The 13,707-nt window shown below is 33.0% G+C and carries 9 protein-coding genes; 8 read left to right on the plus strand and 1 reads right to left on the minus strand.

Going from position 1 to position 13,707, the window contains the following annotated elements; genetic code table 11:
• Nucleotides 1–2 precede the first annotated feature (2 nt).
• A complete protein-coding gene (locus BUA82_RS08165; protein ID WP_073006494.1) occupies nucleotides 3–815 on the plus strand; it encodes an SGNH/GDSL hydrolase family protein in 813 nt (270 codons plus the stop codon).
• Between the two features lie 297 nt (nucleotides 816–1,112).
• Here the strand turns inward: BUA82_RS08165 and BUA82_RS08170 are convergent, their stop codons facing one another.
• Complete coding sequence (locus BUA82_RS08170) at nucleotides 1,113–2,687, minus strand: FAD-dependent oxidoreductase (protein ID WP_073006496.1); 1,575 nt, start codon at nucleotides 2,685–2,687, stop codon at nucleotides 1,113–1,115.
• A 433-nt stretch (nucleotides 2,688–3,120) separates the two neighbouring features.
• On the opposite strand from BUA82_RS08170, the gene BUA82_RS08175 reads away from it, so the two are divergent.
• The 7 genes from BUA82_RS08175 (at nucleotide 3,121) to BUA82_RS08205 (ending at nucleotide 13,695) form a co-directional block, all read left to right on the plus strand.
• A complete protein-coding gene (locus BUA82_RS08175) occupies nucleotides 3,121–4,005 on the plus strand; it encodes a Gfo/Idh/MocA family protein (protein WP_073006499.1) in 885 nt (294 codons plus the stop codon).
• 126 nt (nucleotides 4,006–4,131) lie between these two features.
• Entirely contained in the window at nucleotides 4,132–6,048 is a 1,917-nt protein-coding gene (locus BUA82_RS08180) for a hypothetical protein (protein WP_083599848.1), read from the plus strand.
• A 556-nt stretch (nucleotides 6,049–6,604) separates the two neighbouring features.
• Nucleotides 6,605–8,485 (plus strand): glycoside hydrolase family 20 zincin-like fold domain-containing protein, encoded by a 1,881-nt coding sequence (locus BUA82_RS08185; RefSeq protein ID WP_073006501.1) that lies wholly within the window; start codon nucleotides 6,605–6,607, stop codon nucleotides 8,483–8,485.
• A 184-nt stretch (nucleotides 8,486–8,669) separates the two neighbouring features.
• Nucleotides 8,670–9,626 carry an ABC transporter permease gene (locus BUA82_RS08190; protein WP_073006503.1) on the plus strand — a complete coding sequence of 319 codons (957 nt, stop codon included), beginning with the start codon at nucleotides 8,670–8,672 and terminating at the stop codon, nucleotides 9,624–9,626.
• A gap of 16 nt (nucleotides 9,627–9,642) precedes the next feature.
• Nucleotides 9,643–10,575 carry a carbohydrate ABC transporter permease gene (locus BUA82_RS08195; protein ID WP_073006505.1) on the plus strand — a complete coding sequence of 311 codons (933 nt, stop codon included), beginning with the start codon at nucleotides 9,643–9,645 and terminating at the stop codon, nucleotides 10,573–10,575.
• Nucleotides 10,576–10,671: 96 nt separating this feature from the next.
• Nucleotides 10,672–11,889: a response regulator gene (locus BUA82_RS08200; protein WP_073006507.1), complete on the plus strand. Its 1,218-nt coding sequence runs from the start codon at nucleotides 10,672–10,674 to the stop codon at nucleotides 11,887–11,889.
• A complete protein-coding gene (locus tag BUA82_RS08205; protein ID WP_073006510.1) occupies nucleotides 11,890–13,695 on the plus strand; it encodes a cache domain-containing sensor histidine kinase in 1,806 nt (601 codons plus the stop codon).
• Nucleotides 13,696–13,707: the final 12 nt, after the last annotated feature.

Here is a 13,707-nt window from a genome sequence, read left to right on the forward strand (position 1 = left end):
TTATGCGGAAATCTGTCTCTCATGGAGAACGCAATAATCCTAGTGTAAAGCTAAAAGAAAACAACTTAGGTGAATACTATATAAAAGGCAATAATATTAATTTAGAAGAAGAATTGGTTAAGGATTTACATAAAGAATGTGAAAAAGATAATAGAGAAGCTAAAATAGTTGCTTTTGGTGATAGCCTTACTTTTGGGTATGGAATTACCAGGGAAGAAGATAAGTGGACAAATATATTGTCTAAGGAGCTAGGGTGTGAAGTAATAAATGCTGGAGTTTGCGGAAATACTTCCTCTCAAGGACTAGAAAGAATTTATAATGATGTATTAATCCATAAACCAGATTACGTAATTATTAATTTTGGCATGAATGATCATTTTATGGTTAATAGAAATGATGCTAGAGTTTCCTTAGAAGGATATAGAAATAACATTCTCAACATCATTAGGTTGGTAAGAGAACAAGGTGCATCTCCTATACTTGTAATACCTCATAGGTTCATAGAAGGATGTGCTGGTAATGGAAATATGGGTGAGGGTGCTAGTTACTACTATGGAAGACATCCAGAAAAATGGTATAGAAACGTAGGGGGAGCTCTTAACCAACTAGATAATTACTGTGAGGTACTTAGAGATTTGGCAAGTGAGCTAAAGATTCCAGTAATAGATATTCATGAAAAAAGTAAAAATCTAGATCTTTCTTCTATTTTGATCACCTTAGAAAATTCCTCAGAAGAAGATGGTGTCCACTTAAACGAAAAGGGAGCAAGATTTTATGGGGATATGTTAAAGGAATTTTTTCATAATGTACTTTAATACAATAGAATTATTTTGAAGTTGTGGCATTATTTATCCGATAGTTAACTGTTCCTAATCCTCCACTTCTTCAAGTGATGGGATAATGAGCGCTAAGCTTCAGCTGGAGAGTATATTCCTTTTAAGTAAGTCCATATGAAGCTAGTAATCACTTGATGTACAAGCACTCCTTTATTAAGATTTAAACTAGAACAATGATATGTTTACCAATAAATATTACCGCCCCTGGGGTGATTCCATAAAAAGGAATCACCCCAGAGGCGGTAACATTTATTTACATTTAATTTAATTATACTTCTATTGTTTTACAACCTGTGGCCACTCCAATTCAAATCCTTGCTGTCTTAGTTGTAATTGGAATGCTGAAAGATGTTTATCGGTATTTCTTAATTCTCTTGGAGAAATATTATTATTTAAACAGTAGGCTGCAGCATACCCTGCTGTTTCTCCTATATTCCACTCCACGGGATGAAGCCTGTAACATCCGTTGGTGATATGAGTTGTTCCTATATTTTTGCAGGCTGCAAGAAGGTTGTTCATCCTTACAGGTATTAAACTTCCTAAAGGTATTTGGAAAGGAAGTGATGATATATCTACATAATTTCTATTTCCTGTACTTGGATGAAGGTCAATTCTATAAGCACCTATTCCCACGCTATCTTTAAACTCTTCTGCGGCTTTACCATTTCTCATTTCTGTACCCACGTGTTGTTCTAAAACTGTAAACTCTGCCTTGATCCTTCTGGATTCCCTTATATAAGGTTGCATAGCTAGTCCGTCTTCTGTACCTACAATATCACCTCTAAGCCTTAGACCAGGGTATCCGATCTTTCCATCACGGGTAGGAGCTTCAGTCTGCATCCAATAAAGTAATGAAAGACTTACCTGTCTTGCTCCCTCTAAGTGACGTTTTGCTTCTTCTTCGCTAACATCGAAGATAGGTCCTAACCAGTAATCGTTTTGAGGCCAGTTAACTAAGGTTACGCTACTATCAAAGGTACCTGGCAGAAAATTATCCTTATCTAATATTTGTCTATATCCCCATAGTGAGTCCATGGTATTAGAAGGGAAAAGTACCATATCTCTTACATCAAGAGTTGCAGGCCTTAAAATCTGCCAGCTTAAATGTTTAACTGGCCAGAAGTCAGCCTGATATTCTCTCCAAAAATCGTAATCTTTAGGTTTTTCTATAGTATGATCTTCGCCTTCTATGTAATCCATAGCAAAGCACCAAGTAACAGCCTGCATGTCCATAGGGTCTGGATCTCCTGGCAAAGCATGCATTTCTCCAGTTTGGGATATGGATTCAGAACCTGTTACATACTCTGTACCTGAAATAGGAAGAAGATCTCCACACTCCGTAGCATCTAAAAAGTAAGGAGCAGTAAGTACATATTCATTTCCATGGTCAAGATTCCTTACTGTTACAGAAGTTATTTCATCTCCTGAAGTTTCTGCTGCTGTAAGTTTGTACCTTGTTAATATAGTAAGTCTTCCAGAGTGCACATAAGGTGCTAGCATGTCATTTATTATGGCTAAAGCTGCTCTTGGTTCATGGCAAATTCTACCTACCCAGCCATTGCCGGGATTTAAAAAAGTATTGCTTCTTGCTTTTTCAGTTACTGGAAAATTGTTTTTATAGTAATTTCTTAATCTATTCCTTAATTCTCTATAGCTAGCTGTACAACCAAATTGTTCAATCCACATATGCTCATCTGGAGGAACAGCTTGATTAGTAAGTTGTCCACCTATCCAATGCGTGTCCTCTGTCATTATTACTTTTTTACCAGCACTTGCTGCTGATAAAGCTGCTGCCACTCCCCCAAGGCTTCCGCCGGTAATGACAATATCAGCATGAAGTTCTCTTCCCATTAATATAACCTCCTGTTATTCATATAAGCTTTTGTTGGTCCATGATAAGCTTGTCTTTATTTATCTAAATCTTGCTTTAACTTTTCAGAATAGACATACTTATAGCTAATTCTAATATATCCTTGAAAAATGCTAATGTATATAAGACTAAATTAACATTTTCTTCACTATAGTAATTAAAATACGTTTACATATTACAAATTATCAGTATTTAATATATTATTTTGTAATATATGGTGTTAAATCTGAAACTTTTAAGCAAACGACCTCTGAAATTAAGAATCACTTGATATAAGTTTACTGCAATCTGGCATAAGTTTTTTATATTTAGTTTTACGGCAAAGTAATTAAGCTTATAATATAAATAACTTAAATATAAAATATTTGTAAGTATGTAATATTATATAAAATGAAAATTATAAGAGGTGATTGAATGTTTAGAATTGGTATTATTGGATCAGACAATAGCCATGCTGAAATTTTTGCTAAACTTTGCAACTTAAAAGACAAGGATACTCAAGAATATGCATTTCCAGATTGTAGAGTAGTAGGTATATACGGACATGACAAATATAGAACTGAAGAAGTAGCAAAAAATGCACAAATTGAATTTATAGCCCAAGACCCTAGAGAATTTATGGGGAAGGTAGATGCGGTAATGGTGGTATTTAGACATGGAGACTTGCATAAGGAGTACGCTTTACCATTTATTGAAGCGGGAATACCTACTTGGATAGACAAACCTTTTACCATAAAAAATAGTGATGCAAGAGAGATATTAGAGGTAGCAAAGAAACATAAAACCTTGGTTACAGGTGGATCTACTTGTAAATATGCTGAGGATATCCTTATGGCAAAGAACATTGTAGAAGGTCAGGATGAAATAGGCAAAGTAAAAACCGCAGTGATAAGTTTTACCACAAACTTTGAAAATGAATACGGCGGGATATATTTTTACGGTGCGCACTTAGTGGAAATGGCCTTAGAGATCTTTGGATATGATGTAAAATCCGTTACTTCTAGTAAATCAAAAGATTGTGTTACAGCCATATTAAAGTATTCAGATTATCAGGTAACCTTAAACTTTGTAGAAGATCTTATGGAATATAATTTAATCATCATAGGAGAAAAAGGAACAATAGTAAGAAACATAGATATATCAAATGTGTACAAGTTAGGATTTGAAAGGTTTGTTAATATGCTAAGAACAAAAAAGCAGCCCTACCCTTTAGAAAACATTTATTCCTCAGTAAAAGTTTTTAATTCCCTAGTGGAATCTTATAAGGAAAATCTAAGCATCCAAGTGCCAGGAAATTAACAGAAAATGTAACTGCCTCAGGGGAGGAGACAAAAAATGTAAGCGCCCCAAGGGGGCATCCATTATATGGAACTACCCCTGGGGTGACTCCATATAATGGCAAAATAATTATAGGTGGTGTAATTTTTGAGCAAGAGAATTGCAGTAATTACTGAAAATAATAGCGATATGCTAAAAATATTGAATAATAATAAGATTGAGGTAGTAGTATTTAGGCCAGGAGAGATATACATAAACAGTCTAGAAGATTTTCACTCCATATGCATATTAGGAGGTACTTCGGAAGAACCCCTAATGTTAGGTGCCAGGGAAAGGAAACTAGTAGAGGACCAGCTTAAGGCTGGTAAGAAAGTCTTTGCAGAATATTGCGGCAGTATATCTAGTGTTTATTATGAAAATCCTCTTAGTACAAGATATGAAAGATTAGTTTTCTGTTCTAAAGATAATAAGATTAATAACATTGAAGTGGGAGATATTTTAGATGATCAGTGTGGCATGAGAATTAAACCTCATGAACAATTTTCCTCGCATAATGTGCCGTTATTGCAGTATGTTAATGTCCATGCACATAAAAAAATAGACTATGTGGATGAGGTAGTAAAAGATATAAGCAATAGAGCACTTTGGTTTGAAAAAGAGAATTTGATGATATGCAGCTTTAGGCTATCAAATTTCATAACTGCAAGGTTTGCTCCTAAAAATAAAATGAGAAGCCTTGTGGAATATATTTTACAATGGGTTACTGATAAAAAGATAGATACAAAAGTTGCTAAAGATTATTATGAAATAAAAGGTATGTCCAATAAAGCAGATACTTTTAATGATGAACTTAAAGAGGCAGCAAAAGATGCGATGACATGGTTTGAAAAATGTGGAATTACAATAAATGAAGGTAAAGATGGTGTTTATGAAGGCTTTGGTACTGAGGTATATGGTGACGGAAGTCAAAGATTTGCAAAACTTATAAGAGCAGATTGTGCTGGAGAAGTTTCACTAGCATTTTTTATGAATTATATTATGAATGGAAATAAAGAAAGCCTTGAAATTTCTGATAATCTTTCTAGTTTCATATTTGATTGCATGCAGGTCAAAGATAATAATGCATATAATGGTATGATTAGATGGACACAACAAGCCTGGGAGACATGTTATCAGGATGATGTGGCTAGAGCTATAATAGGACATATGTTGAAATGCTTGTACACAAATTCTCAGAATTACCTAGAAGAATGTAAGTCAGCCTTAGATTTTATGGTAAAAACCACTGGCACTGACGGGACAAGGGTATTTAGAACAGATATTCTGGAATTGAATGAAGATAAGATTAATGAGCTTAAAGATAATCCAGGTAATCTGGCCAGCGCTCATTATAATGCATATTATCATGCGTCATTATTAATTGCCTATAAGCTTACCGGCGTGGATATATATAAAGACGTAGCCATAAAAGGACTTACCACTATCATGGGAGCTTATCCTGAAACTGTAAGAGAGCAAAGTCAGACGGAAGAATACTGTAGGTTAATACTTCCTTTAAGCTGGCTTTACTGGGTAACGGGAGAAGAAATTCATAAAGAATGGTTATACAAAGTGGCTAAGGATCTTCAACAGTTTAAGCATAGCACAGGCGCTTATCTAGAATGGGATGAAGGTTACAAGGCTACTATGAGAAATACTAAAGGAGATGGAGAATGCTCTCTTTTATCAGAAAATGGAGATACCGTAGTAGATTTTCTATACTCCAATAACTGGCTTCCTATGGGCTTTATGCAAGCTTACTTTGTAACAGGGGATGAATATTTTAAAAATTTATGGGAAGAAAATATTAAATTTATACTAGGAACCCAAATTAAAAGCGGTGATGCTAAAATAAATGGGGCATGGGCTAGAGGTTTTGATGTAGAGTATATGGAATACTTCGGTTCTCCTGCAGATGTAGGCTGGGGGCCTTGGGCTATTGAATCAGGTTGGACAGTTGCAGAGATAACTTCAGGGATTTTCATGGGAATTTTAGAGGATAAACTAAAAGAGTTTTATAAGTAATTTTTTATAAAGATTAAGATAGTTATAGACAGTTTTCTTGTCCTTATAGCTTCAGTAGATGTAATCTTTTATAAAGATTAAATTAGTTAGCTTTAGTTTTGAACAATAATATGAATTCAGAGGCATAAGAGTTTACCTATATAAAATCTTATGTCTCTTTCTTTTTTCTAAAAATATAAAGACATTTGGAAGTTTTAGTATGCTTTTAAATCTCGAATTTTCATATTTTGAAAATTATTAAAGAAGATTTGGAAGCCTTGATATATTATTTTAAAGTGTGAGCTTTGATATATTACTTTCAAGGTTTGCTATAACAAAATCCTTTCAATTTTAGCATTCAATAAATTAATTTATAAAATAAAAGACATAAACTTATAATATGTTAATTTTGTATAGGTTTTATTAATATTATACCTTCACAGCATGAAGGAAATTTGTGAAACTATATTTGTAATAGTAAATGCAGTAAAACACTGTACTATATGAAATCGATTTATAAAACTTTGTTTACATGAAAATTTTTAGTACATGTATAAACAATGAAAGGAAGTGTCAAATGTTTTTATTACCTAATCCACTTAAATTAGAAATGAAAGAGGGAGCATTCTTCCTAGATAGACGCTGTGAGATAGTGCTTAATACTAGCTGTGATTTCAAGGATATGGAAACTGCTAGACTTTTGAAAAAAGAAATTGAAAGTGTTACTGGCTTTAATATTTTGATTAATAGAGCTTTTGCTGAAAAACCATTAAATAATATACTGCTTAAAAGGTGCAGTAACAAACAGGAAATATATGGTGAAAAAGAAGGGTACAAAATTATTATCAATGAAGATGGAATAGAGATATGTGCAGGCGACAATGCTGGTCTATTCTACGGTGTACAAACTCTTCGTCAGGTTATAAGACAAAATGCTGCGGAGCTACCAGCATTAATTATAGAGGACAAGCCTTACTTTAAAAATAGAGGGTTTTATCATGATGTAACCAGGGGGAAAGTACCTACTTTAGAAACCTTGAAGGAACTTGTAGACAGGGCATCTTTTTATAAGATAAATCATTTAGAGCTATATATAGAACATTCCTTCGCTTTTAAAAATTTAAGCGAAATATGGATGGATAAAGACCCTCTTACTGCAGAAGAAATATTGGAATTAGATGAATACTGCATTAAAAGGCATGTGGAGCTTGTACCTTCACTTTCTACCTTTGGCCATTTATACGAGCTCTTAACCTCAAGATCCTATGCTCATCTATGTGAATTAGAAGTAGATATGAATAAGCCTTATTCCTGGATGGATAGAATGAGGCACCATACTTTAGATGTATCCAATGAAGAGAGCATTAAGATTATAGAGGATATGCTGGCTGAATTTGTACCTTTATTTAGTTCAAAAAAATTCAACATATGCTGTGATGAGACCTTTGATTTAGGAAAAGGCAAAAATTCTCATAAGCTAGAACAGCTAGGCAGCGGCAGATTATATGTGGATTTCCTTAATAAAGTAATAAAGGCTATGTATAAGTATGATAAGGAAGTAATGTTCTGGGGAGATATAATACTTAAGCATCCTGAATATCTTTCTGAGATTTCAAAAGATGTGACTTGCTTAAACTGGGGTTATCATGCTGGGGTAACAGAAGATGATACAAGAACAGTAGCTGAATCTGGACTTCCTCAATATGTATGTCCATCAGTTACAGGCTGGAATAGAATGATGAATGAAATGGACAATGCTTTTATAAATATCATCAAGATGGTGGAGTATGGTAAAAAATATAATGCGGTAGGAGTTTTAAATACAGACTGGGGCGATTTTGGCCATGTTAATTTATTTGGAAACTCCATGCCAGGAATGATTTTTGCTGCATCTCTAACCTGGAATCCAGAGGGAGAAAAAGATATTGAAATAGCAGATGAAGCTATATCCACCTTAGAGTATGGAAAAGATAGCAAAGGTATGATGAAGCTTTTAAGAGAATTATCCAGACAGCAGCCTTTCCATTGGTCTTTCTTAACCTTCTGGAAAGAAAGAGAGCTCCATGAATCAGAGTATATAGCTCCATGGATGGAGAGAGTAAGAAACATAGACCATATAGCAGTTACCAAGGCTTATCACAAAGCTGTAGAACTTGAAAAAGAATTGATTAAAATTGCTAAGGACGTATCTCTAGACAGAAGAATAGACATGGAAGAATTTATAATATCCGCTGAAGGTGTAGTGATTATGGAAGCCTTATTCCTAGCCATAAAGAAATATAGTTTCGGCTTTGAAGAAGTAGAGCTTGTTATGGAGCCCAAGGCCCTTGCCACAAAGATAGAATATTGGCTAGCAGATTACTGCAACCTTTGGAGAAAGCGCAACAAAGAAAGCGAGCTTCAAAGAATAAAAGAAACCTTCATCTATGTTACCAACTTCTTAAGAGATATAAAGTAACTAACAAATTTTGGGAGCACCCCAGGGGCGCTCCCTTTTTATGGGAGTGCCCCTGGGGTGCTTACAAAATTCTCCTTTTCACTAAAGTGCTTAATATTTTCCCCATTATAGCAATTTTGTTATATTTAAAGGTTTACAGATTTTTAATAAAATTAGTATAAAGAATGAAGAAAGGATGAAATAAATGCAGCTCTCTAGGAAAGAATTAGAAGTTTCAAAATTATCTTCCAAAAAAAAGAATAAGGCATGGATTGACATAAAGAAAGATTGGGATCTTTATTTACTACTGGTGCCTGGTTTAGTAACGTTATTTATTTTTAAATATACACCAATGTATGGTTTAATTATTGCCTTTCAGGATTTCAATATTTTTTCGGGGATTACAGGAAGTGAATGGGTAGGATTAGCTAACTTTAGAAAACTATTTTCATCACCAGAATTTTTGAATGTATTTAGGAATACCTTGATAATCAGTGTATCTAAAATAATCTTTCTCTTCCCTTTGCCTATAATATTGGCGATATTATTAAATGAAATTAAGAATTTAATATTTAAAAAGAGTGTACAAACAGTTATATATCTTCCTCACTTCATATCCTGGGTTATAGTAAGTGGATTATTTATGAACTTACTCTCCGTTAATGGTGGAATAGTAAATACTATAATAAGTAAGTTTGGGGGGCAACCCATTGCATTCTTCATGGAACCTAGCAAGTTTAGACCTCTATTAGTTATTACAGAAGGATGGAAAGAAGTTGGATGGGGAACCATAGTTTATTTGGCAGCTATAACAGGGATAGAACAAGAACAGTACGAAGCCGCAAAAATTGATGGTGCTAATAAGCTTCAGCAGATATTAAGTATAACCATTCCAGGGATTGCCCCTACCATAGTGCTTATGTTTATATTAAGACTTGGTTCAGTATTAGAAGCAGGGACAGAACAAATTATGGTTATGTATAATGCAGTGGTTTATAACGTATCTGACGTTATTGGAACTTATGTATTTAGAGTAGGTCTTGGAACTTCAGATTATAGTTTCTCAACAGCGGTAGGATTATTTAATTCTGTGGTATCCTTTATGCTGGTAGTTGGAGGGAACTATCTATGTAAGAAGTTCTTGGACAAGAGTATTTGGTAAAGGAGGTACTTTATAAGTGGCATTAAGTTTAAATAGCAAAAACAATACAAAAAGTAAAAGAAGCAGCATTAAAACCTCTACTGGAGAAAAAGTATTCTCAGTATTCAATTATACATTTTTCGTACTTTTAGGTATGGCAACTTTATTTCCTTTCCTAAACCTTGTGGCAAAATCCTTCAGTAGTGAAGCGGCCGTTGTATCAGGAAAAGTTGCATTGATTCCTGTAGATTTTCAGTTGGGAACATATAAATTTGTATTAGGAAACAAAGATTTTCTTAATTCTTTTCTTATAACTATAATAGTTACAATATTGGGAACGATTACTGGAATAATTATAACGGTAATCACAGCATATCCACTTTCCAAAACTAGATTAAGAGGAAGAAAAGGATTATTGATAATCTTCGTATTTACCATGTTGTTCAATGGAGGTCTTATTCCAACTTACTTGGTAATGCAAAAGTTAAATCTTTTAAATAATATATGGGTGTTAATATTACCTACCATGATTAACGTGTTTAATCTACTCATAATGAAAAACTATTTTGAAAGTTTACCAGAAAGTATAGAAGAATCTGCAAAAATAGATGGAGCTTCAAATTTAACCATACTTCTAAAGATAATATTACCATTATCAAAGCCAGTTATTGCAACCATCACATTATTCTTTGCAGTAGCTCATTGGAACAGCTATTTTCACGCTATGGTTTATATAACAGATCCAAAACTTAAACCTATGCAGCTCTATTTAAAAGAGCTTGTAGCTTCTACAGCAGATGTATTAAAACAGGCAGGTTACAGTCCAGATATTGAAGGAGCACTAAATACTGCTCCAGAAGCGGTGCAAGCAGCTTCCATTGTAGCAGCAACTATACCAATAATATGCGTTTATCCTTTCCTTCAAAAGTATTTTGTTAAGGGTGTACTAATTGGTTCTGTTAAGGGTTAGGTTATTCTAAGCAACTCTAGAGACTTCTTTATAAATAATTTGATATACTTATTAAAGCATTATTTATAAGAAACTTGTCGAAAGGGAGAAAAAGCTATGATAAAAGCAATAATCGTTGATGATGAACAGATTACTAGAAAAGGCTTAATAGAATTTGTAGATTGGAGCCATTTGGGCATTGACATAGTAGGAGAAGCGACTGATGGACAAGAAGGATTAGAGCTTTGTAAGAAAGTTCAACCGGATATTGCCATTTGTGATGTTAGAATGCCTAAAATGGATGGTATAGAATTAGCAAAAGCCATTAAATCCATACTACCTCAATGTAAAATTATTTTTTTAAGTGGGTACTCAGATACTGAATATTTAAAATCTGCCATAAAGTTAAAGGCTGTAGATTATATAGAAAAACCCTTTAACTTAGTAGAGTTTCAGGGATTGCTCAAGAGAACTGTAGAAGCTTTGCAGCAAGAAAAACAGAAGTACCTTGAAGAACAAAGAATGAAAATGAAAATGGAAAAGAGTATTCCATACTTCAAGAACAGTCTTATAGAAAGTATTTTACAAAGTGAAAATATTGATAAATATAAGATTCAAGAAGGATTAGAGCTTTTAAATATAGATTTTCCTTTAAATGCTAAATACATGTGTTGTATTTTAAAGTCAGTGAACAAAAATCAACATAAAGAAATATTAGATGTAGTTAATAAAATAGGAATTAAAAAATGTATGTATTTTATATCCGGTTCTAAAGATGATGAAGTAATCCTTCTTCTTGCACTTAAGTATAGTGATTGTTTTAAAAATATAAATTCTTATGGAAATTTAATTTTAATGACATTAAATAATATGCAGAAGCTATCAGTAAAGGGAGCCTTTGGAAGTATAGTTTCTTCAATAAAAGAATTGAAAAGATCCTATGAAGAAGCACAGGAAGCCATAAAGTCTAAAGGATACAAAGCCAAAAATACTATTATAATTTATGATCCTAATAAAGATAAATCTATTATTAGAGATATAGAAAGTTATATTCAAGATAATTATCAAAATAATATTTCAATAAATGCCATTGCTTCAGCTGTATATCTTACGCCTCAGTATTTGTGCAAGCTATATAAGAAGGAAACTGGTGAAACTGTAAATGATTATATTACCAAGGTAAGAATTGAACAGTCTAAAAGATTATTAAGGGATAGAAGATACAAGTTATATGAAATTGCTGATAAAGTTGGCTATAACGACGCCAATTATTATGCAAGAGTATTTAAAAAGATTACCGGTTTAAATCCTTCTGAGTATAGGGATATAAATTAAATGAAGCCATATAAAATAATCTCAAATAAATTTAAAAACTTAAAAATTAGAGATAAAGTGCTTCTATCCTATTTAGTAATAATATTTTTTGCCATTACTTCAGTGGCTGTATTATCCTATAATAAATCTTCAGAGCTAATGGAAAAACAAACTATAAATTCAACTAGACAAGCATTTGAGCAGGCAAATAATTTCATTTCTTACAAGCTTAATAATGTAAAAGATGTTTCTAGTTTGATTTTTATGAATAAGGAAATCCAAAGTATAATCTCTAAGTCAGGAATTGATTATACTCTGGGACAACAGATTGATGATTACAACAGACTTATGGAGATACTGCTGTCCATGCAAAACAGCAGGGAAGTATTTAATGTAAGGTTGTATGTTAATAACAATTCTATATATTCAAAATCAGGAAATAAAATTTTAGATGCTAAAGATATTGAGGATGAAGATTGGTACAAAAAAGCAGTAGAAAGTAACGGCAGCATTACCTGGAGATCTACTTATGTGTATGATTTTAAGGATGTTAGAGGAAAACATAATGTTATATCCATAGCTAGGACAATAAATAGCGAAGATTTTTCCGGAAGACAGTTAGGGGTAATTTCTGTAGATATATTAGAAGATAGTATTTATAAAATAGTAAAACAGGTGGACTTAACCACCTCAGGTAAAGTGTTTTTAGCGGATGAGGAAGGAATGATAATTTCTTCGGACGGCAAGGAACCGTTAGGGAAAAATATATCTAGTGAAAAATATTATTCCAAAGTAAAAGGAGAAAAAGAAGGATATAGTAAGTTTAAACTTGGAAAAGAAACTTCTATAGTATATTACAAGCAGATAGAAAATACCAATTGGCGTTTAGTAGCTATAATCCCAGTAAATGAAATTCTTCAAAGCAGCGATGAGGTTTTAAGATATATGCTTGCTATTATGATGGTGATAACTATTGTGGCTGCAATAATAGCTTACTTGATTTCTGGAAGTATTACTAAAAGAATAAGACAGCTTATAAAAAATATGAAAAAAATTGAAGATAATCAATGGGACGTAAGCATAGTAGTTGATAGTACAGATGAAATAGGAGTACTTCAAAAGAACTTTAAGCGCATGGTAGAGAATATAAAAACTCTTATTGAAGAAAAATATCAAGCTGAGATAAACAAGAAAAGTGCAGAGCTTAGAGCTCTTCAAGCTCAGATAAATCCACATTTTCTATATAATATTTTAGATATGATATGCTGGATGGCCATGAAATATGGAGCTGATGATATCGTGTACATTGTAAATAGCCTTGCAAAGTTCTTCAGACTTAGTTTAAGTGGGGGACGAGACATAGTTACCATAAGGGATGAAATAACCCATGTAAAAATGTACTTGGACATACAAATGAAGAGGTTTTCAAATGAGGTAGAAGGAATTATTGAAGTGGATGAGGATATCATGGATTATACTACGGTGAAGCTTATACTTCAACCTATAGTAGAAAATGCCATTCTTCATGGAATCAAAGAATCAGAAAGTAAAACAGGCTATGTTAAGATTACTGGAAAAGAAGAGAATGGTTTAATAATCTTTAAGATAGAAGACAATGGAGTAGGTATGGACAAGGATACCATAGAAAAATTATTAAGTGAAACTGAAAATAAAGGTTATGGTATTAAAAATGTTAATGAAAGGGTAAAACTTTATTTTGGAAATGAATATGGCTTGTCTTATGAAAGTGAGCCAGGAAAAGGTACTATTGTTACTATAACTTTTCCAACATTGCCTTATGAAGTCAATGGGAAAAGTAGTATATAAATATTAAATTTC

This window comes from Clostridium amylolyticum (assembly GCF_900142075.1).
GTDB lineage: Bacteria > Bacillota > Clostridia > Clostridiales > Clostridiaceae > Clostridium_AA > Clostridium_AA amylolyticum.